Below are 21,216 nucleotides of genomic sequence, written 5' to 3' on the forward strand. Positions count from 1 at the left end.
TGTGCAGGCAACAAAGCCTCTACAGTTATCTAACGATCCACCGCAGTGTGCATGTATCTGTTTAGCTCGATTGCATAAATTGACGGACAACACGTCGCCCATGACTTCGATGCGGCGGTAACTCCGATCAATTTACAGCATGAAAAAGATACGAAATTACGAAGTACTCCTCTCGAATGGCGTCGTTTCGTCACGGCAGATCGTACTCGAGATCGCGGACCGGACACTCGACAGGCTCGACAGCTACCAGCGCATTCGAAGCATCATGCGCATGGAAGGTAGCGTATTGCATATCGGAACGCGCTCGTGGGACCTTTCGCGCAAGCGAAACGTCTATCTGATTGGCGCTGGCAAGGCTTGCAACCACATGGCAATGGCAGTCGACCATGTGTTGGGTGATCACCTGACGCACGGTATTGCCATCGTGAAAATCCGGGAAGAATCGGACCGTTTCAACAAGACCGAGGTGTTCGTCGGCGGGCATCCCCTCCCGAACGAAGAAGGCCATCGGGCATCGAAGCAAATCATCGAACTCGTCGATCAGGCCGGACCAGACGACTTGTTCATCGCGGTGATCAGCGGCGGAAGTTCGGCGCTCATGTCCTGTCCGATCGAAGGCATCAGCCTGCAGGACGAGATCGATACCACGGACGTGCTGCTGAAATCCGGTGCAGGCATTTACGAGATCAATGCCGTGCGCCGGCACATCTCGGCCTTGAACGGCGGAATGTTGGCGCAGCGCATCCAGCGCACGGGTGCCGAACTGATCGGCTTCGGCATCAGCGACGCGGTCGGATCGCCTGCCACGGGTGACATTTCAGTGCCCTACGCAGCCTACAAAAGCACGCCGATCGGTCCCGACATGACGACCCTGGACGACGCTCGCGCCACGATCATCAATCGCAACGTGGCCGATCGCCTGCCCAAGAGCGTTGTCGACTATCTGATGAACGCAGGCCCCGACGCGGAGACCCCGAAGGCCTTTCCGGACAATACCTACTTCCTGCTCAACACGCTGCCCGACTCCTGCATTTACGCCAAGGCAGTCTGCGAGGAGATGGGTATCCCCGCAATGATCGTGTCGTCGTTCCTTGAAGGAGAAAGTCGCGACGCCGGCACCTTCCTCGCGTCGATGGCGCGCGAAATCCAGACGTACGGCAATCCGATCAAACCGCCTTGCGTGCTTCTCAGCTCCGGTGAGGTCACGACGCTTATCGACGATAACAGCGTGATCAAGGGGCACGGCGGGCCCGGCCAGGAAATGGCCGCAAGTTTCGCTATCGCGGCGGCCAAAACCACGGGTGCCTGCCTGCTGTCGATCGACAGCGAAGGCACGGACGGCACGGCGACGGTGGCGGGAGGCATGACGGACTCGACCAGCTTCACCGCGGCCGCCGCAAAGGGAGTCAACCTCTATCAGGCACTGCGCGAGCACAGCTGCTTCGAAGCACTCGAGTCGATCGACTCCGCCGTTTTCACCGGCAACACCGGTACCAACCTGTGTGACTTGAACATCCTTTATGTTCCTGAACCGAACGGGAGCAAGTGACATGGAAGACAAGATCACATCCGTCCGGGCACTTCAGATCATCGATTGCAAGTGCCGGCCCGCAGTCGAAGTCGAGGTGCGCACCCAAAGCGATGCGGTTGGTCGAGGTGCGGCACCCACCGGCACTTCCGTCGGGATGCACGAATCATTCGTTCTGCGGGACGGCGATCCAGCGACCTACGGCGGGCTCAGTGTTCATAAGGCCGTCGACAACGTGGTCGATGTAATTGGTCCGGCGCTGATCGGCATGAACGTGTTTGATCAGCGAGCGATCGACGAAAAAATGATCGCGCTCGATGGCACACCCAATAAGTCCCGCCTCGGCGGAAACACGATTTACTCGGTATCCATCGCGGCATTCCGTACGGCGGCGAATGCCCGATCGATTCCGCTGTACGCTCACATCGCCGGCCGCGACATCAGGACCGTGCCGGTCCCATGCTTCAACGTGATCAACGGCGGACGATACGATGGGCTCACCCAGCCGTTCAACGAGTTCCTGATCGTGCCGTACGGCACTGACAGTGTCGACTTCGCCATCGAAATGGCGGTGGCCGTGTTTCAGAAGCTTGGCCATGTACTGACCGAATATCTGGGCCACAAACCTCAAGTCGCCAGTTCCTATGGCTACGCCGCCCCTTCGGATGACCCGGAAGTCGTGTTGACGCTGATGCAAAAGGCCATCGACGCCTGTGGCTATACAGGCCGGATCGCGTTTGCGCTCGATTGCGCGTCAAGCGAGATGTACGACAAGGAAACCCGCACGTATCTGCTGAAAGGCAAACGGGTGTCCACCTCCGAACTCATTGCCTATGCCCGCTTCCTGACCGAGAAATTCAATTTGGTCTTCATCGAGGATTTGCTCGATGAAAACGACTGGGAAGGTTACAGCACGGCGGTTCGAGAAATTCGACGATCGATCATTCTGGGCGACGATCTCACGGTCACCAGTCTCCCGTTACTTGAGCGGGCTTTCGAGACTCGTGCCGTGGACGGGTTCGTGTTGAAGCCGAACCAGGTCGGAACGATCACGGAGGCGATGGACGCCTATCGATTTGCGCTGCAACACGGAATGATCGCGGTGCCCTCGGGCCGCTCCGGTGGTGTCGTGGATGACGTCGTGATGGATTTTTCGGTCGGCCTCGAAGTTCCGCTCCAGAAGAATGGCGCCCCCCGTTCCGGCGAGCGGATCGAAAAGCTCAACTTTCTGTTGCGGGCAAATGCGCGAAGCCCGGGTTGCCGCCTCTACGACATTTCACCACTTCTCCGATTCTGACCACTGAGTCGGGATCGAAGCTTGACACCCAACATCTTCCTTTTTCGACGAGGTCTGCACCATGTATCCCAAAATCGACTTTCTGTACCTTTCCGAGCCGGACATGATCGCAGTTGGCGTGCTGGATGCCGCGCGCTGCGTGTCCGTATGCGAGGAGACATTCGGACTCCTCGGCAGAGGCGACTATCTGATGGGTGGCGCCAATCACAATAACCACGGAATGAACATCGTCTTCCCGAAAGAGACGAAGTTCCCGAACATGCCGGTTGCCGGTCCGGACCGCCGCTTTGCTGCAATGCCCGGTTATCTGGGCGGTCGCTTCGACGTGTGCGGCAACAAATGGTACGGATCGAATCACGCCAATGCCGAGAAAGGCCTGCCGCGCTCGATCTTGACCATGATGCTCAATGACAAGGACACGGGCGCGCCTCTGGCGCTGATGTCGGCGAACTTGTTGAGCGCGGCCCGAACCGGAGCCGTGCCGGGAGTGGCGGCAAAGTATCTAGCCAACCAAGATGCGAGAAGTATGTCTGTTATCGGTTGCGGCCCGATCAACAAGGCGTGCTTCACCGCGATCATGACCCAGCTCGGCTCGATCCAGCACGTCGTCTGTTTCGACGTCTTCCTCGACAAGGCGAACGAGTTCGCCGGTTGGGTTCAGCAAACGTACGGGATTTCCGCCACCGGTACCGATGAGGCCGAGAAAGGCTTCCGTGATGCAGATGTCATCACCGTGGCAGCGTCGCGTCTGAAGCCGCTTTATTTCAAGGACGAATGGATCAAGGAGGGCGCGACCATTCTCGTCTCAGGCCCGTTCAATACCGACGAGTCGTTCCTGACCGGCGCCAGGGTCGTATACGACCATACCCCGCTGCAGGAAGCCTATGTCGAGGACGCAATCGCATCGGGCAATAAGGAAAGCTACTACAGCAGCGTCATTGGCGGCCCGTTCTTCCGTCTGATCGATGCAGGCAAGCTGCCCGCCCTGCCTGACTCGACCAGCCTCGGTCATGTCGTGAATGGCGACAAGCCGGGCCGGGAGAGCACGAAGGAGCGTGTCATCTTCATAGCATGCGGGATGGCGGTTTTCGACATCAGCTGGGGGACGGAGCTCTATAACAACGCGCGGGAAAGGAAGATCGGCACGCCCCTCAATTTGTGGGAAAAGCCGGCTCTCTGATCGGGTCACCGTGAATCGCGCTCCCGGCAATTGAGCCGCCTGGATCCCCCTGGAAGGTGCCGAGCGCCAGTGTCGGGACTTTCCTGAGCCTTCGGCCATAGGCCGAAGGCTCAGGCCGGGCGAATGCTGGCAAGCGTCGAGGTTTGGGACCGCTTGCACCAAGTGAAGCTGACTGGATAAAGCGTTCAGCCTTGCCGTTAGTCTGCCGACGATGCGCCCGCGGAAGTTTGTATAGGCGCTCACTGGAGTTGACCCTGTAATACCGGACACAGCATCACACTAAGGTTGCTGAATCCATCGAGCGCCGGAACTCGCGAGGCGAGCGGTATTTCAACGCGCTATGGGGATGCTTCTCGTTGTAATGCTCGAACGCGATGGCCAGGTTGCGTGCAGCAGTCGCTGCGTCCGGCTTCGGCATGAAGGCGACGTAGTCGCGTTTCATCGTCTTCACGAAGCTCTCGGCCATCCCGTTACTTTGCGGGCTGCATACCGGCGTGGTCAATGGCTTCAGGCCGATGGCCACTGCGAACCGACGCGTGTCGTCGGCCGTGTAGCCCGAACCGTTGTCGCTCAGCCACTCGATTTCGGACGGCGTATGCAGCTCGTTGCCAAACCGATTTTCCACTGCAGCCAGCATCACGTCGCGCACGATGTCGCCGCTGTGGCCTGCCGTCGTAGCCGCCCAGCTCATTGCCTCACTGTCACAGCAATCCAGCGCGAACGTTACGCGCAGCGGCTCGCCGTTGTCGCAGCGGAACTCGAAGCCGTCCGAGCACCATCGCTGATTGCCGCGCGCTACGGCTACCTTGCCGTCGTGTCGACGTTGGGGCCGAGGTGGAATCGGTCGGCGCTGCATCAGCAGCCCATGTGTGCGCATGACGCGATAGATTCGCTTGGCATTAAACGGCGCCAGTCCGACTGCAACGCGCTCGTTGCGCAAGATGCCCCAAACCCGGCGATAGCCATAGCTGGGCAAATCGCCAATGACCCGGCGGATCTCCTCGATCGCGGCCGCGTCGTCAGTCTGCCTCGATTGACGGCCATCGCGCCACGTCGCCGGACGCGACAGCCGTGCCGATACGTTCGAGCGCGACACGCCGAGAACTTCACAAACCAGTTTCACTGGTCGTCCTCCGGCAGCGAGGGCGAGTGCGCTATCCATTTTTTTGCCCGACCGTACTCGACTGCTTCGCGGAGAATCTCGTTCTCCATGGTCTTCTTGCCGAGCATCCGTTGCAGCTCACGAATCTGCTTGAGCGCATCGGCCAGTTCCGAGGCCGGAACCACCTCCTCGCCAGCTTTAACCGCTGACAGGCTCCCATCCTGATACAGCTTACGCCAGTGGAACAGTTGGTTCGGATTCACGCCGTGCTGGCGCGCGACCATCGAAACCGATTTCCCCGGCTAGAAACTCTCGCGAACCATCGCCAGCTTCTGCTCCGCCGTCCGGCGCCGCCGGCGCTCCGGGGCCGTCAACACTTCCATCACTTCCTGCCTGGTGTTAGGTCCTGTTCACATTCTCACCAGCGGTCCAAAGGCGCAAGCAAGCACCGCGAAGGCGAGATAGTTACCGGCGAGCTTGTCGTAACGAGTGGAGACACGACGAAAATGTTTGATGCGATTGAAGAAGCGTTCGACGATGTTCCGAGTTCGATACAGCACGCGGCTGTACCGACGTTTGGTCTTTCGATTCGAACGCGGCGGGATAACGGCCTTCGCGCGCGTAGCGCGGATGGTGTTCACGAAGGCGTCCGAGTCGTAACCTTTGTCAGCAATCACGGCGCCCGTGCGCAGATGCTCGACCAATTCGTGCGCACACGAAATGTCCGAGACCTGTCCTTGCGTGACAATCATTCGCAGCGGCCGCCCGGCTTCATCAACGGCCAGATGCAACTTGGTCGTCAATCCTCCTCGTGAGCGGCCGAGCGCTTGCGGGCCGCTTTTTTCGGGCGCCTGCCGAATGCTGGTGTGCTCGCACGATGGTCGAGTCGATCAGCACGCGTTTGATTTCCGTCTCGTCGGATACCGCATGTGCCACGCGTTCCCACACGCCTTTGCGACGCCACCGGGAGAAGCGCATGTACACCGTATGCCATCGGCCGAATTCCTTCGGCAAGTCGCGCCACGGACAACCCGTGCGGCCGATCCAGAGAACGGCCTCGACAAACCACCGATTGTCGGCTGCCGTTCGCCCCGGGTCGCCTTCCTTGCCTGGCAGGACATACTCGATTCGTGCCCATACCTCGTCGCTCAGTAATGTTCGGACCATCTTGCCTTGATCGTGCAAAAAACAAGATGTAAACACATTTCATCGAATGTAAACAGACCCTAGTCAAAAACACAGTCTTATGCCTACCCGTTATTGTAAGTGGGTGACTGTGTCCGGCGTTTCAGGGGGCTGCTCCACTCACAATTAGCGCTAGCAGTGTTCACAGGCGCGCTAGCTAGTATGTTGCTGTCTATAAATCAACCGTGGGTTTCCAGTTCGGTGCCGCGACCGCGACGGGGTACGGCCACAAAAGCGACCTCGCCTCGGTCGTTTCCCCTGCGTAGGAAATGTTCGACCCGTCCCTACATCAAGCGACCACGAATGTTTCAACTGATGCTCGACACACTGGACGAGCGTCATTGCGCTGTGCGCGTGGGGGCACGTGCTCAGGCCGATGCTTCGTCGGCCGCGGGTGCTGCGCTTAGCTCCGATTCCGCGTCCGAATCTTCAGTCTCGAACACGCCCTCGAGGTAGGCTGCGTAACGCTGTTGCAGGTATTTGAGCGAAGCGTCGCGATCGACCTGTACGTCCAGATGGTCCTGGAAGAACTTCAACCGAGCACGGTTTTCGTCGAGCACTTGCGCCCACGTCTTAGCGTAGATGTTGACGTTCGGCTTTTCGAGAATCAGGCCGGTTTCGTCCTTCACCAGTTGCTCGGTGTATGTCGCGAGTTGGTCGCTGATAGCCCAAAAATTCCACGTCACCCCAACTTTAGAAAAACGTGGGTCCGCCATAACGGAAAACGCATAGCCTTGGATCTGCGTCACCTCGTCCGAACCGATCGGCACCTTCGGCGCTTTCAGCTCGACGACGAGGTGCGACAAACGGTTCGCCCGATATTGCTTCGTCGCCCTCGAAAGCATCAGGTCCACGATGCCCCGTGTCTGTGAGATGTGCTTCACCGGCTCGTCGATCACGATCTTCGGATCTAGCGCCTTCTTGTGCTCAATCAGAACCTGAGTCAGGGACTGATTGTAGTGGTCTAATGAACCCGGACACTGATTTAGGCGAGAATGCTCGCCATGAAGAGGTGTCTAATGACCAAGCGACGTCGTACGTTTTCCCCGGAGTTCAAACAGCAAGCCGCGTGTCTGGTGCTCGACCAGGGCTATAGCCATATGGAGGCGAGTCGCTCGGTCGGCGTCGGCGAGACGGTACTGCGCCGCTGGGTGCACCAGCTTCAAATGGAGCGTCAGGGTGTCACGCCGCAGGGCAAGGCAATCACGCCGGATCAGCAACGCATTCAGGAACTCGAGGCGCGTATCGAACGCCTCGAGCGTGAGAAGGCCATTTTAAAAAAGGCTACCGCGCTCTTGATGTCGGAAGGCATAGAACGTACGAAGTAATTGATCAGATCTGCGCAGGCGAATCAGTCGAACTGATGTGCGCGGTATTCGACGTATCGCGGTCCTGTCTGTATGCGTACCGGGAGCGTGCCCAGCGCGTAGATGCCGAGCGTATGGCGTTGCGCCACCGGGTGCACGAACTGTTCGTCGAGAGTCGAAGCTCTGCTGGCAGCCGCAGCATCATGGGCATGATGCGCGAGGAAGGCACGGCGATTGGCCGCTTCAAGGTAAGTCGCTTGATGGAAGAGCTGGGGTTGATCTGCAAGCAGCCCGGCAGCCATGCGTACAAGCAAGCTACGGTCGAGCGGATCGATATTCCGAACCATCTCAACCGTCAGTTCGAGGTTGATGCGCCGAATCAGGTCTGGTGTGGCGACATCACGTATGTCTGGGCGCAAGGCCGTTGGCATTACCTGGCCGCCGTACTTGATTTGTTCACGCGCCGAGTCGTCGGCTGGGCGTTCTCGACACGCCCGGATGCCGATCTGGTCGTGCAGGCGCTGGACATGGCCTATGAGCAGCGTGGTCGGCCACAAGGGTTGCTATTCCACTCGGATCAGGGCGGTCAGTATGCGAGTCGGAAATTCCGTCAGCGCCTGTGGCGCTATCGGATACAGCAGAGCATGAGCCGTCGCGGAAACTGTTGGGACAATTCTCCGATGGAGAGGCTGTTCCGCAGCTTCAAGACAGAATGGCTGCCGTCAGTGGGTTACATGTCGGCGCAGGAAGCACACCGGGATATCAGCCACTACCTGATGCATCGGTACAACTGGATACGGCCGCATCAGTTCAATGACGGACTGGCGCCGGCTGTTGCGGAAGAAAAACTTAACGCAGTGTCCGGGGTTGGTTGACCACTACAGATCGTCTACGGACAGGCTAAACTCTTCACCAAAGAGCCAACAGTTTTGAGCGATGATGCGATGCAACTGTGATCGTTCTTTCAAGCGCTTCTTCGGTTCCGGGTCGAAGAGCACGGCCTCCAAACCGTTTAGAAACTTCAAGCGGTCAGAGACTACCTTAGCAGCACCGATAATCGACGAGAGTGTCGTGTCGCGCAGGAGTTGCGCAAGCTCTTCCTGTTGCCGTTTCGGCAGTCGAAGCACTTCGTCCAGAATGACTTGCAAGTCTTCTGGACTACGCTCGATTGCTTGGCGCAACATCCGAAGTTGAAACGCCTTGTTCTTACTTTGCGTCGTACTGAAGTCCGGCAGATGTCGCGCTACGTTGACAGCCACAATGTCGAACACTTGACGTTCGACCTTCTCGACCGTCGTCACCGGCTCGCCTGCGAACGGGTAGACCTCCTCGTCCTTCCACTCATCCACTACCGTTCTCGCCTGCTCCGCCGCTCGGGTGCGGAAGTAGTCCTTGATCGTCTGCTGCGCCTGCGTGATGGCGTCAACGACTGCAGTCTGCATTTCCGCGAGATCGACCATCCCTTCCTTCTGCGCGAGATCGAAATACGGCGAGGACAGGTAGCCAGAGAACGTAAAGTTGCCGATGTGGAAGCGACGGTCTACCTGCACAAGAGGGAAACGCTGCTGATTGCAAAGGTACAGCGCGCGGTTGCCGGCGGCCCTCCATTCGACGACGTGCAAACGTACCCAGTGCTCTTTGCCGTCGAACTCGATGTCGTCGAGGTTGAAGTTCTTCCGGCCCACGATGGCCGATGCGGGATCGATGGATCGACCGTCCAGAACTATTTTTGCGCTTTCCTCGTAGTCCGCTAGATATAGCGCAAAAATCTCGGTCAACTCCTGACGTCCTTCATCCGAAGTGAATGCCCTGAAATCCTTGCTGGGTTCACGAATGGTGAGTGTCACACCTGGCTGCGCATCGTCATTAACTTGCGCCTCGTCGCTCACGTTGACGTGGCGGATGTCGAGCGCAGTCATACGAATGGTGTAGGACCAGCACTTGCCATCCTGCCGGTAGATCACCGCCCATTCGGCGACGTTGCCAAGCGCGAACGCCTTGAAACGCCCACGACCTTCCTGCCCATGTAGGAACCGACCGGACGCAGTGTGCGATTTGGACTTTTTCCACGAGCCGCCGAGAAAACGGAAAAATCCCGGGGCGTCCGTCCGGGCAATTCCCGCTCCGTTATCCTTGACAACGATGGCGTCTAGCGACCCTAGGTCGTTATACTCGAACGAGACGTCCACGACTGTGGCGTCGGCGTCGAACGCGTTCCAAATTAGTTCAGCGAGCGCCGGGATGGGGCGAGCGCGCGTGATCTTCTCGAGAAAGTCCGATTGCACCTCAACTGGATACTGTTCTGCCGCCATGCCCCTTCTCCCGTCTTGTCGTCCTGCGCCGGCTGCTGCGTTGCCTTTTCATTCTACCGTCAGCGCTGCTGGACGCCCATTGCCACTGGCCCGGACCGTACTCGACCAGTATCTCGTGCAGCGCGGTCAGCTAGTTTCGCGTGAGTGCTGGAATCCGGCGTCACCGCTTATTGCGAGCCTTGCGGAAGACGGCACCGGCTTCGTGAGCACGTGACTGTGGCGCGTGATGAGGCGGTTCTTAGTACTGGCCACCGAAGCGATCTAGTACGAGCGGCGAGAAATATCGGAGAGGTTGCGTCGCGCCAGTCCTCATCGCATGCGCTGGCGCGGGGTGCCAAGTTAATCTCGGTGCGCGTTAGCCTTCGCTCTGCGCGAATTTCGACGACAAGGCACTGTCATCACGACTCGCGTTTATCATCAAGTCGGGCGCGTGCCGCTGCGATCGATTGGTGCAGCTTCGCCTGCAACGTCTCGCGTGGCGGTAGCACCGTGAGGTACTCAGCGACGTGAATGCCACTTTTGCCAAGCTCAAGCAATTCGATCTGTTCTTGCTTTTTTCCGCACACAGGATGATGCCGATCGGCGGCGCTTCATCCGGCTCCTGCTCGTGCTTCGCGAGCCAGCGCAAGTACAGCTCCATCTGACTCTTGTATTCGGCCTTGAAGGATCCGAGCTTCAGTTCGATGGCAACAAGACGTTTGAGCTTGCGGTTATAGAACAGCAGATCAAGATAGAAGTCGTCGTCGTCGATTGGCAACCGCTTTTGGCGAGCAACGAACGTGAAGCCTGCGCCGAGCTCCAGTAGGAACTGTTCCATCTCGCGCAGAATCGCATCTTCGAGATCGCGCTCGAGGTAGTGATCGTTGAGGCCAAGAAAGTCGAGGATGTACGGATCTTTCAGCACGAGATCGGGCGTCATCTGCTGCGCGTCGCGGAGGTGCGCCACTTCGCGCCGGATCACTTCGTCGGGTTGCCGCGACAGCGCGCTGCGCTCGAACAGCATCGACTGCATCCGCTCCTGCAACTGCCGCGACGACCAGCGCTCCAAGCGGCAGAGTTCAATATAGAAGTCGCGCTTGAGCGGGTCGTCGACGTACATCAGCATCTTCAGATGGGTCCAGCTCAATTCTCTCCGCAGTGCGGAGAGAATTGGTTCATCCGGAAACACTTCGGCCGCGCGGATGCAGTGGCGCAATTGCTGCTCGCTCCAACCCCGGCCGTACTCAGCTCGCAGTTGTCGTGCGAGCGCGGGGAGGATCTGTTGTCCGTAGCCCGCGCGCTCCCCGCCCAGCACATCATCTCGGATGCGACGACCAACCTGCCAATAAAGTAGGGTCAGTTCCGCGTTGACGGCCGCAGCCGCCCGGGCGCGCGCCGAATCAATCATGCGGCGGATGTCGGTCAAGAGGGATGCGGGGACGAGTTCGGTCATCTTGTTGGGAATGGAGGAATCGGCGGGCCGGCGTGCGCCAGCAGTGGCCACGTTACCGGAATCTCAGCGACGGCGGAACCCTGCTGGGCGCTCCTAATTCTCTCCGCACCGCGGAGAGAATCCGGCCATCTTCCCGCCGAAGCCCTCGCCCCCTCACCGCGCCAACTGTGGGTGCGCGCAATTGAACTTCGGCGTCGCCAGAGAAGAAGCCACCCTCCAGTCGCCCGGCCCGGATCGAAGAACCTCCAGGCCCGCGTGTGACGCAATGCCCAATGAACCCACCCACCGGCACGACATCGCCCGCACCAAAAATACAGGGGCGCCGAGACGGTGGCAGCAGCGTTTTTCGATCGCGGCGGCGGTGGCGCTCGATACCCTTCGGACAGGGTGCCGCGCCCGCGCGGGCGTCGTCTATGTCCCGAAGTGAAGGGTAACATAGCCCTTACTATGTTCCCCTTCAGTTCTCGCGATTGAGCGCCACAACGTCGACGAGATGTCACGCGGTCCTATAAGTCTGCCGTCGCCGCAAAAAGGGCCTATGTTGAGCCACCCGTGCAGTCGGCGCGGCGTTCGTCCGTGGTCCTCCCTTGGTCTTCTGTCACCCGCAGGGAAAGCGCCAACCTCAGGTCATTCAGCCGACTCGCATTGAGTGGATTCCCACCTCAATTTGAAAGCATTATGAAATGATATCGCTTTCCCTTGCCACAGCGACCTAGTACACACATTAACTTAGAAATACTAATCAATTTTCTTGGCGGGAAACTTTTGCACGCCCCTGCTGACTCCCCAGGCCCCTAACGCAGCAGAAAATAAAGGTGATTGATATCAACCAGTTATCCCGCCTTTTTACATAGTGAAATACGAGGTGTGGCCTTTTTTGAACATTTCCGCCCCCTTTTCATAAGTGCGACCTTTTTTGTATGTCGACACCTATCAACCCCATTGGCAGCAGTGCTTTCAATCATATCGTTAAATTACGATATATGATTCGCTCATCGACGATACCCGTTTGCCGAACCGACACGCCAAGCCCTTCCATGCCGACCGAAATCGACATCGACGCAATCCTGAAAGCGCTCTCGAACCCCGTGCGCCGGGAGATCCTCGTCTGGCTGAAAACGCCCAACGAGCATTTCCCGCAACAGACGCTGCCGTACGAACACGGCGTCTGCGCGGGCCAGATCGACGCGCGCTGCGGGCTGTCGCAGTCGACCGTCTCCGCGCACCTCGCCACGCTGCAGCGCGCGGGGCTCGTGACGTCGACGCGGATCGGCCAGTGGGCGTTCTTCCGGCGCAACGAGGCCGTCATCGACGCATTTCACGACGCCATGCGCCGCGAACTCTAACCATCGGCCCAACCGGCCATGCGGGGCGCCATCGCACATGACGCGCCGGCTTCCCCGCCTTTCGAGAAGAGGTTATCTGCCATGCCTACACTGTTCGACCCCGTTACCCTCGGCGACCTGAGCCTGCCGAACCGCATCGTGATGGCGCCGCTCACCCGCGCCCGTGCGGGCACGACGCGCGTGCCGAATGCGCTGATGGCGCGCTACTACAGCGAGCGCGCGTCGGCCGGCCTGATCATTACCGAAGCAACGTCGGTCACGCCGCAGGGCGTCGGCTATGCGGACACGCCGGGCATCTGGTCCGACGAGCAGGTCGAAGGGTGGAAGCAGGTGACGCAGGCCGTGCATGCGGCCGGCGGGCGCATCGTGCTGCAGCTCTGGCACGTCGGCCGGATCTCCGATCCGGTGTTCCTGAACGGCGACCTGCCGGTCGCGCCGAGCGCGATCGCTGCGGGCGGCCACGTGAGCCTCGTGCGTCCGCAGCGTCCGTACGTGACGCCGCGCGCACTCGAGCTCGACGAAATCCCGGGTATCGTCGCCGCCTACCGCAAGGGTGCCGAGAACGCGAAGGCCGCCGGCTTCGACGGCGTCGAGATCCACGGCGCGAACGGCTACCTGCTCGACCAGTTCCTGCAGGACAGCACCAACCACCGCACCGATGCGTACGGCGGCCCGATCGAGAACCGCGCGCGCCTGCTGCTCGAAGTGGTCGACGCCGCGATCGACGTGTGGGGCGCCGGCCGCGTCGGCGTGCACCTCGCACCGCGCGGCGACGCGCACACGATGGGCGATTCCGATCCGGCGGCCACGTTCGGTTACGTCGCTCGCGAGCTCGGCCGCCGCAAGATCGCGTTCATCTTCACGCGCGAATCGTATTCGGGCGACCACCTGAGCCCGCGCCTGAAGGAAGCGTTCGGCGGCCCGCTGATCGCGAACGAGCAGTTCACGCTCGACACCGCGCAAGCCGCGCTCGCCAGCGGCAGCGCCGACGCGATCGCCTGGGGCAAGCTGTTCATCGCGAACCCGGACCTGCCGCGCCGCCTCGAACTCGGCGCACCGCTCAACCAGCCGGTGCCGGAGACTTTCTACGCGGAAGGCGAAACGGGTTACACCGACTATCCGGCGCTGAGCGACGCGGCCTGACGGCCGGACAGCACGTGTTCAGGCGCGCACGTCCGCGCGCATGAACACGCGCCGCGTTTCGTCAAGGCCGAGCGCGACGTGGTGCGCGCGAATCGCGCGCAGCGTATCGTCGAGCGATGCGTCGTCGACGATGTCGAAACCGAGGCGCGCGTAGTACGGCGCATTCCACGGCGCATCGCGAAACGTCGACAGCAGCACCTGCTCGACGTGCTCCTGCACCGCGCGCGCCCTCACCTGTTCGATCAGGCGCGCGCCGATCCGCTGTCCGGCATGCGACGGCGCGACATCCAGTTCCTCCAGATACAGGCGCCGCGCGTCGAGCAGCCGGTGGAACGCGAACCCGACGCACGTCCCCTGCTGATCGACCGCGACATACGCTCGGCCGGCGTCGATGCGCGCGAGCACGGCGGCCGCGTCGGTCGGCTCGCCGTCGGCGATGTCGGCCATGCCGATTTCGCGAAACCGCTGCGCAGCCGCGACTTCCACGGCGGCCATCGCGGCCGCGTCCTCGCGCGTGGCGGGACGAATCAGGATCGATGCTGTCATGACGGCAATTCAGGCAGGCTGGCTGGAACGGCCTTCACTATAATCGATACTTCATACGTTTCGAACGTCCCACTCCCGAGGCCCGCCATGACGCTGTCCACGCTCGCCGTCTTCGCCTTCGCCCTGCTCGTCACCGCGGGCACGCCCGGACCGAGCGTCGCCGCGCTCGTCGCGCGCGTGCTGACGAACGGCATCCGCGACGTTCTGCCGTTCCTCATGGCAATGTGGCTCGGCGAAGCGCTGTGGCTCACGCTCGCGGTCGCGGGGCTGTCGGCGTTCGCGCGCACGTTCGCAACGGGCCTGTTCGTGCTGAAGCTGCTTGGCGTCGCGTACCTGCTGTTCCTCGCGTGGAAAATGTGGATCGCGCCCACCGACACGGGCGCGGACGACCTGCCGCGCGGCCAGTCGCCGTGGCGCATGTTCGTCGCCGGCATGCTCGTGACGCTCGGCAATCCGAAGATCATGGTGTTCTATCTCGCACTCCTGCCGACCATCGTCGATCTCGCGCATGTCAGTGTCGCTGCGTGGGCCGAACTCGTCGGCACGATGCTCGCCGTGCTGATTCTTGCCGACTGCTTCTGGTCGCTGCTCGCATCGCGTGCACGCACGTTCCTGACATCGACGCGTGCGAAACGGATCGCGAACCGCACGAGCGCGACCGCGATGGCCTCCGCGGCAGTGGCGATCGCGACGCGGTAAGCGCTTCCGTCCGGCGCGTATCGCGGCGCCCGCCCTTGCCCGGGATTGCACATGAAAACCTGGCTATCGGCCGTCCTGCTCTGCCTGTCCGCCACGATCGCGCATGCGGCCGGCGTCAAGTTCGTCACGATTCCGGCCGACACCCGCGGCCCCGCGGTGCGGGCGGCCATCTGGACACCCTGCGCCGCCCCCGGCCGGCCGCTCACGATCGGCCCCTTCGTGCTGCAAGGGCAGCGCGACTGCCCGACCGCCGGCGACAAGCTGCCGCTCGTCGTGATCTCGCACGGCCACGGCGGCACGTTCCTCGGCCATCACGACCTCGCGGAAACGCTTGCCGACGCGGGCTACGTCGTCGCGGCGATCAACCATCCGGGCGACACGTTCTCCGACATGAGCCGCGCGGCCGATCTGAGCGACTTCGTCGAGCGTCCGGCCGACATCAAGCGCCTGGTCGACTACATGCTGGACAAGGCGCCGGATGCCGCACGAACCGACCCGACCCGCATCGGCTTCTTCGGTTTTTCGCGCGGCGGCTACACGGGCCTCGTGCTGGCCGGCGCCAACCCGGATTTCGTGCATGCGGCGCTCGCCTGCCCGGACCCGGCATGGCCGATCTGCCGGCAAATCCGCGACGGTGACGTGCCGAAAGCGCCGCTGACGCACGATCCGCGCATCAAGGCCTACGTGCTCGCCGATCCGTTCGACGCATTCCCGAGCGCCGACACGCTGAAGGACGTGCATGCGCCGATCCAGCTCTGGGCCTCCGAGGCCGGCGGCGACGGCGTGGTGCCGGAAATGGCGCCCGCGCTGGCGGCCCTGCTGCCGCAGCGGCCGGAATTCCACGTCGTGCCGAATGCCGCGCATTTCGCATTCCTGGCGCCGTGCCCCGAGCAGCTGGCGCGCGACGCGCCCGACATCTGCACCGACGCAAAGGGCTTCGATCGCGCGGCCTTCCACCGGACACTCGACGCGAAGGCGCTCGCGTTCTTCAACGCGAACCTGCGCTGACTAACAGCGAAACGCCTTGCGCCAGACGCCCTGCTCCGGCACGTGGTCGTTGCATTCGATCAGCGCGCGCACCAGCGCCCAGTCGTCGTCGTCGCAGAAATCGAGCAGCATCGCGCCATGCGGGCCGCGCTGCGCATGCAACCGCTCGGCCAGCCTCGCATGAATGCCGGGCACCCTGCCGTCGCCGTGCGCCACCACGGACGGATTCGCGCCCATTCCCGTCCCGCTGCAGAAACTGATCGCCCAGCGGCCGCTGTCCGGCACCGGCAGGTGCGCCAGCAGCGCGTCGATCGCGCGCCACTTCCACGCGATCGATGCGGCCACCGGCACGCGATATTCGTCCTGGATCACGAACGCGCCGTCCGGATGATCGATCGTGAACGTCGCGTTGTCGGGCCACGCAGTCAGGTCGATGCCGAGCGGCCGGCCGCTGCGAAAGCGCCGCAGCAGCACGATCGCGCCGCGCACGTCGCCGAGCGCGGGCAGCGTGCCGCCGGCATGCCAGCGCAGCCGCGGATGCCGCGCGCGATGCGCGTCGAACGTCGCGTCGAACCCGCGCGTGCACGCCTGTGCCGGCCACTCGTCCTTCACCGACATCACGATGCATTCGCGCGGATGCGCGTCGAGAAAGCGCGCACAGCTTGCCAGCACGTCGTCGAACGTCATCCCCAGCGCGATACCGCCGTGATGAATGTCGAACGCGTCGCGCACGTGCCGGCAGCGGATGTCGAGCAGCCGCACGCCGTGCGCGAGCTGCGCGTCGAGCGGCGCGCGCTGCGTGCGCACGAGCGCATCGTCGACCGTATACGCACAGGTGTCATGGCTGCCCGGTAGGGTCAGCGTATGCAGCAGCCGCGCATCGTCGAGCGCCGACATCCAGTCGGCGAGCGGCATGCACGTTTCGTGGCGCGAAGGGATCATGAATCGATGAATGACAAGGAAAGAAAACCGTGGGTAACGGCGTCGGATGTCGCGGCGCGGGCCGGCGTCTCGCGCTCCGCGGTGTCGCGCGCATTTTCGCCGACGGCGAGCATCGCACCGCAAACACGCGAACGCGTGATGGCCGCCGCGCGTGCGCTCGGCTACCAGGTCAACCTGATCGCGCGCGACATGATCACGCAGCGCAGCAGCATGATCGGCGTCGTCACGGCCGGGTTCGAGAACCCGTTTCGCGCGCGGCTGCTGTCGGACCTGATGGCCACGCTCGGGCAGCGCGCGCTGACGCCGCTCGTGACCAATGCGGAGGATCCGCGCCAGGTCAGGCAATCGCTCGAACAGCTGCTCAGCTACCGGATCGCGGGGCTCGTGATGACGTCCGCGTCGCCGCCGCTGTCGGTCGCGCAGCAGTACCTCGAACACCGGATTCCGGTCGTGATGATCAATCGCGAGGCGAACCTGCCAGGGGCCGATGTCGTCGTCAGCGACAACGCGGCAGGCGCCGTCCAGGCGGCGCAGCGGCTCGTGCGGGCCGGCGCGCGCCGGCTCGCGTTCGTCGGGCCGCGCGGGGCCAGCTACAGCGCGCGGTCGCGCGCCGCGGCATTCGAGCAGGCGCTCGGGCGAGGCGACGCGTTCGGCGCGACGCTCGCCCGCGTGCTCGACACGCCGTCCGATACCCATGCCAGCGGGATCGACGCGGCGCGGCAACTGTTCGCCGCGAGCGAACGGCCCGACGGCGTGTTCTGCTCGTCCGACCTGCTCGCGCTCGGCGTAATCGACGTCGCGCGCAGCGAATTCGGCTTGCGCGTGCCGGACGACCTGTGCGTGATCGGCTTCGACGACATCCCCGCCGCCGAATACGACGCGTATCGGCTGACGACGCTCCGGCAGGACACGCGCGGCCTCGCGCACGCGGCGATCGACCTGCTCGCCGACCGCATGCAGACGTTCGACGGCCCGTCGCGCACGCGCGTCGTGCCGGTCGCGCAGGTGGTGCGGGACAGCTGCGCGTGACGGCGTGACATCGGGCGCGGCGCGGCCGCGCGTCACTTCAGCCCGCCCGCAAACCCGCGCAGCAGATAGCGCTGCACATAGCCGGCCACGGCCAGCGTGGGCAGCGACGCCATCAGCCCCGCGCTCATCAGGTCGCCCCAGTCGATGCCGTTCTCCGTCACGTAGCCGGCAATCGCGAGCGGCAGCGTGAAGCGGCTCGGCGTCGACACGAACAGCAATGCGATCAGAAACTCGTTCCATGCGGCGATGAACACGAAGATCGCGGTCGCGATCAGCCCCGGCGCGCACAACGGCAGCACGATCTGCACGAGCCGCCGCGCGAGCCCCGCACCGTCGATGCAGGCCGCCTCTTCGTACTCGATCGGCACTTCGCGAACGAACGCGAGCAGCATCCAGATCGCCATCGGCAACGCATAGATCTGGTACGCGAGCATGAGGCCGAACGTCGAATCGAGCAGGTGCAGCCGCTTCGCCAGTGCGAACAACGGCACCGCGATCGTGATCGGCGGCATCAGCTTCAACGCCAGCACGAGCACCAGGAACAGCAAGTCGAGCCGCGCCGGAAACCGGAGCCGCACGAGCGCATACGCGGCCGGAAACGCGAGCGCCAGCGCGAGCAGCGTCGTGCCGAAGCCGACCAGCAGCGAATTGAGCAGCGGCGCACCGATGCCGTTGGACCACACCGACGCGAAATGCTCGAGGGTCGGCGCGGCCGGCCAGATCCGCAGCGGATGATCGAGGCGTTCGAGCGTCGGCATGAAGGCCGCGCCGGCCATCCACAGGCAGGGCAGCAGCAACAGCGCGAGCGCGACGACGCGCAAACCCCACGGCACCGCGCGACCGAATGCGGCGCCCGTGCGTGGGCCCCTGACGCGTGCGGGATGCACCGTCATGCGCGCCGCTTGCGAACCGTCTGCCATACGTACCCCGAAACCAGCACCGCGGATGCCGCGAGCATCAGCACCGACGCGGCGCTGGCCGGGCCGACGTTGAAGAAGCGGAAGCCCGTGTCGTAGATATAGGTCGACAACGTCTGCGTCGCATTGCCGGGGCCGCCGCCCGTCAGCGCATAGACCTTGTCGAACAGCTTGAACGTATCGATCGAGCGCAGCAGCAGCGCGAGGCCGATCTGCGGCGCCGCGAGCGGCAGCGTGATGTCGCGCAGGCACTGCCACTCGCTCGCGCCGTCGGTGCGCGCGGCCTCGTACAGCTCCTGCGGAATCGACTGCAGCCCGGCCAGCACGATCAGGAACGCCATCGGCGTCCACTGCCAGACGTCGACGAGCGCGAGCGACCAGAGCGCGAGATGCGGATCGGACAGCCAGCGCACGCCTTCGATGCCGAACGCCGCGAGCAGCGTGTTCAGGAAGCCGTCGAAGTTCAGCCAGTTGCGCCAGATCGCCGAGCACACGAGCGTCGACAGCATCATCGGCAGGATCGCGAGCGGCAGCGCGATGCGCCGGCCCGGAAACGCCCGCACGAACAGCAGCGCGAGACCGAAGCCCAGCGCGACTTCGGCGAGCGACGCGACGATCGTGAAGCGCAGCGTGTTGCCGAAGCCGGCCGCAAACGCGTCGTCGCCGAGCACCGCGCGGTAGTTCGCGAGCCCCGTGAACGCGCGGCGCCCGGCCGAGTAGTCGACCTGGCAGAACGAATCGATCAGCACCTGCGCGACCGGATACAGCGCGAGCGCGGCGAGCACCAGCAGCGCGGGCCCGAGCAGGGCGACGAACGGCAGGCTGCGGCCGAAGGACTTCATGCGCGACCTCCGGCCACCGGGTTGACGCGGGCGGTCACTTGCCGGCCGCGGCCGTCGCCTGAGCGATCTTCTGCTGTGCCTGGCGCAGCGCGGCGTCGGGGGCGGCCTGCCCGGTCAGCGCGAGCTGCAGCTGGTCGCCGAGAATGCTCTCGACCTGCTGCCAGTCCTTCACGCGCGGCCGTGCGCGGCCGGCTTCGAGCGCCTTCAGCTGATCGGGATACCAGCGGTACTGGCGCACCAGCGCCGGATCGTTGAACACGCTGCGGCGGGTCGGCGGAATGCCGATGCCGGCGAGGCGCGTCTGCGTATCGCGCGCGGTCAGGTAAGCGAGGAAGTCCTGCGCGAGCTTCGCGTGCGGTGCGTCCTTCGGAATGCCCATCTGCCAGATGCCGAGCATCGGCGCCGGGCCGGCGGTCTGCCCGGGCGGCGGCTGCAGCGCGATCTGCCCGACCACGCGCGACTGCTTCGGATCGTCGAGCGCCGGCACCCACGCCGGCCACACCTCGATCGACTGCGCGGCCGTCCCGCGCTGCAGCGCGTCGCGCACTTCCGCGGCGCCGTACACGTCGACGTCCTTCGGTGCGGACGCCTTCAGCGCGAGGAACGTCTTCAGCGCGGCCTGCGCTTCGCGCGAATCGATCGTCACGTTGCCGGCTTGGTCGAACACGTCGCCGCCGTACGCCCACAGGATCGGCAGGAAGCCCGTCACGACGGGATTGCCCTTGGTCCCGCGAAACACGACGCCCGACACGCTCTTGTCCGCGCCGCCGACGGTCTGCGCGATCTTCAGCACGTCGTCCCAGTTGCGCGGCGGCTGCAGCTTGTATTTCGCGAGCAGGTCCTTGCGGTACGCGAACATCTCGACGTTGCCGACGATCGGCAGCGCGTACAGCGCACCGGCCGCGTTGCGGCCGAGCGCGACGGCGGACGGCACGAGATCGGCGTCCGCGAGCGATGCCGGCAGCGGCTTCAGCCAGCCGTTGCCGATGAATTCGGGCGCCCACGTGTCGTCCATCATCACGAGGTCGTACGTGCCGGTGCCTTCGCGCATCGACAGCTTGAGCTTCTGGTACAGGTTCGTGTTCGGCAGCTTGAGCAGCTCGATCTCGGTGCCCGGGTGCAGCTTGTTGAAGCCGGCGACAGCGTCGGCCAGCCCCTTGCCGTAAATGTCGTCGCGGCCCGCGATGACGAGATCGGCCGCAGCGGCGTGCGTGGCGGCGAAGGAAAGCGCAAGGGCGGCGGACAGCGCGCGCAGGCGGCTCAGCAAGGTCATGAGGTCTCTCTCGTTCGGCGTGGTGGCGGAGCGGCCAGGCGTTGCACACGTGTGCAACGCGGGTGACGCGGCTGGCCGCCGGATGCGAACGCCATTGTTCACGCCGATCGTTAAGAATTTGTGGCACACGGCGGGAACGGCCGCCGCCG

16 protein-coding genes and 4 pseudogenes are annotated in these 21,216 nt (G+C 63.1%); 10 read left to right on the forward strand and 10 right to left on the reverse strand.

Annotated features, from left to right (window positions below):
- Window positions 1–139 precede the first annotated feature (139 nt).
- The 3 genes from VXM69_RS11100 (at window position 140) to VXM69_RS11110 (ending at window position 4,005) form a co-directional block, all read left to right on the forward strand.
- Entirely contained in the window at window positions 140–1,549 is a 1,410-nt protein-coding gene (locus VXM69_RS11100; protein WP_059692650.1) for a DUF4147 domain-containing protein, read from the forward strand.
- Between the two features lies 1 nt (window position 1,550).
- Window positions 1,551–2,825 (forward strand): enolase C-terminal domain-like protein, encoded by a 1,275-nt coding sequence (locus VXM69_RS11105; protein WP_059692652.1) that lies wholly within the window; start codon window positions 1,551–1,553, stop codon window positions 2,823–2,825.
- A 61-nt stretch (window positions 2,826–2,886) separates the two neighbouring features.
- Window positions 2,887–4,005 carry a tyramine oxidase subunit B gene (locus VXM69_RS11110; protein ID WP_059620796.1) on the forward strand — a complete coding sequence of 373 codons (1,119 nt, stop codon included), beginning with the start codon at window positions 2,887–2,889 and terminating at the stop codon, window positions 4,003–4,005.
- 274 nt (window positions 4,006–4,279) lie between these two features.
- Here VXM69_RS11110 and VXM69_RS11115 read toward each other — a convergent pair.
- The 3 genes and pseudogenes from VXM69_RS11115 to VXM69_RS11125 all read right to left on the reverse strand — a co-directional run bounded on the left by VXM69_RS11115 (window position 4,280) and on the right by VXM69_RS11125 (window position 7,239).
- Window positions 4,280–5,490 (reverse strand): annotated as a pseudogene (locus VXM69_RS11115) (IS3 family transposase).
- 27 nt (window positions 5,491–5,517) lie between these two features.
- Window positions 5,518–6,274: pseudogene (locus VXM69_RS11120) on the reverse strand (IS5 family transposase).
- A gap of 386 nt (window positions 6,275–6,660) precedes the next feature.
- Window positions 6,661–7,239, reverse strand: coding sequence for a hypothetical protein (locus VXM69_RS11125; protein ID WP_367189238.1), 579 nt, complete (start codon window positions 7,237–7,239; stop codon window positions 6,661–6,663).
- A gap of 72 nt (window positions 7,240–7,311) precedes the next feature.
- On the opposite strand from VXM69_RS11125, the gene VXM69_RS11130 reads away from it, so the two are divergent.
- Window positions 7,312–8,474 (forward strand): IS3 family transposase gene (locus VXM69_RS11130; RefSeq protein WP_175907396.1). Its coding sequence is split into 2 segments (ribosomal slippage): window positions 7,312–7,567 and window positions 7,567–8,474, totalling 1,164 coding nucleotides; the frame shifts between segments, so codons are not numbered across the junction.
- Window positions 8,475–8,477: 3 nt separating this feature from the next.
- Here the strand turns inward: VXM69_RS11130 and VXM69_RS11135 are convergent.
- Window positions 8,478–9,911: an ATP-binding protein gene (locus tag VXM69_RS11135; protein ID WP_367188591.1), complete on the reverse strand. Its 1,434-nt coding sequence runs from the start codon at window positions 9,909–9,911 to the stop codon at window positions 8,478–8,480.
- A gap of 85 nt (window positions 9,912–9,996) precedes the next feature.
- On the opposite strand from VXM69_RS11135, the pseudogene VXM69_RS11140 reads away from it, so the two are divergent.
- A pseudogene (locus tag VXM69_RS11140) lies at window positions 9,997–10,298 on the forward strand (integrase); the annotation flags it as partial.
- A gap of 11 nt (window positions 10,299–10,309) precedes the next feature.
- Here the strand turns inward: VXM69_RS11140 and VXM69_RS11145 are convergent.
- Window positions 10,310–11,343 (reverse strand): annotated as a pseudogene (locus tag VXM69_RS11145) (YhcG family protein).
- A gap of 1,037 nt (window positions 11,344–12,380) precedes the next feature.
- Here VXM69_RS11145 and VXM69_RS11150 point away from each other — a divergent pair.
- Both VXM69_RS11150 and VXM69_RS11155 read left to right on the forward strand, forming a co-directional pair.
- Window positions 12,381–12,689 carry a helix-turn-helix transcriptional regulator gene (locus VXM69_RS11150; protein ID WP_034189475.1) on the forward strand — a complete coding sequence of 103 codons (309 nt, stop codon included), beginning with the start codon at window positions 12,381–12,383 and terminating at the stop codon, window positions 12,687–12,689.
- Between the two features lie 81 nt (window positions 12,690–12,770).
- Window positions 12,771–13,832, forward strand: a complete 1,062-nt coding sequence (locus VXM69_RS11155) for an alkene reductase (RefSeq protein WP_034189474.1) — start codon at window positions 12,771–12,773, stop codon at window positions 13,830–13,832.
- An 18-nt stretch (window positions 13,833–13,850) separates the two neighbouring features.
- Here VXM69_RS11155 and VXM69_RS11160 read toward each other — a convergent pair whose 3' ends face one another.
- Window positions 13,851–14,378 (reverse strand): GNAT family N-acetyltransferase, encoded by a 528-nt coding sequence (locus tag VXM69_RS11160; protein WP_367188592.1) that lies wholly within the window; start codon window positions 14,376–14,378, stop codon window positions 13,851–13,853.
- A gap of 87 nt (window positions 14,379–14,465) precedes the next feature.
- Here VXM69_RS11160 and VXM69_RS11165 point away from each other — a divergent pair, with 87 nt between their 5' ends.
- Together VXM69_RS11165 and VXM69_RS11170 are read left to right on the forward strand one after the other, a co-directional pair.
- Window positions 14,466–15,077 (forward strand): LysE family translocator, encoded by a 612-nt coding sequence (locus tag VXM69_RS11165; RefSeq protein ID WP_226253282.1) that lies wholly within the window; start codon window positions 14,466–14,468, stop codon window positions 15,075–15,077.
- A gap of 51 nt (window positions 15,078–15,128) precedes the next feature.
- Window positions 15,129–16,085: an alpha/beta hydrolase family protein gene (locus VXM69_RS11170; RefSeq protein WP_367188593.1), complete on the forward strand. Its 957-nt coding sequence runs from the start codon at window positions 15,129–15,131 to the stop codon at window positions 16,083–16,085.
- Here the strand turns inward: VXM69_RS11170 and VXM69_RS11175 are convergent, their stop codons facing one another.
- Window positions 16,086–17,006, reverse strand: coding sequence for a phosphatidylinositol-specific phospholipase C (locus VXM69_RS11175; protein WP_367188594.1), 921 nt, complete (start codon window positions 17,004–17,006; stop codon window positions 16,086–16,088). It abuts the gene before it with no gap.
- Between the two features lie 6 nt (window positions 17,007–17,012).
- On the opposite strand from VXM69_RS11175, the gene VXM69_RS11180 reads away from it, so the two are divergent.
- The gene (locus tag VXM69_RS11180) at window positions 17,013–18,035 is read left to right on the forward strand and encodes a LacI family DNA-binding transcriptional regulator (RefSeq protein WP_049031765.1); all 1,023 of its coding nucleotides are present in this window, start codon (window positions 17,013–17,015) and stop codon (window positions 18,033–18,035) included.
- A 32-nt stretch (window positions 18,036–18,067) separates the two neighbouring features.
- On the opposite strand, the gene VXM69_RS11185 is transcribed toward VXM69_RS11180, so the two are convergent.
- From VXM69_RS11185 to VXM69_RS11195, 3 genes are read right to left on the reverse strand one after another with little or no spacing between them, the layout of a single operon-like run.
- Complete coding sequence (locus VXM69_RS11185; protein WP_167361903.1) at window positions 18,068–18,955, reverse strand: carbohydrate ABC transporter permease; 888 nt, start codon at window positions 18,953–18,955, stop codon at window positions 18,068–18,070.
- Entirely contained in the window at window positions 18,925–19,794 is an 870-nt protein-coding gene (locus tag VXM69_RS11190; protein ID WP_034189469.1) for a carbohydrate ABC transporter permease, read from the reverse strand. Before VXM69_RS11190 ends, VXM69_RS11185 begins: the two co-directional genes overlap by 31 nt.
- A 34-nt stretch (window positions 19,795–19,828) precedes the next feature.
- A complete protein-coding gene (locus tag VXM69_RS11195; RefSeq protein ID WP_367188595.1) occupies window positions 19,829–21,067 on the reverse strand; it encodes an ABC transporter substrate-binding protein in 1,239 nt (412 codons plus the stop codon).
- Window positions 21,068–21,216: the final 149 nt, after the last annotated feature.

The organism is Burkholderia sp. Ed8 (genome assembly GCF_040761425.1).
Taxonomy (GTDB): Bacteria; Pseudomonadota; Gammaproteobacteria; order Burkholderiales; family Burkholderiaceae; genus Burkholderia; species Burkholderia seminalis.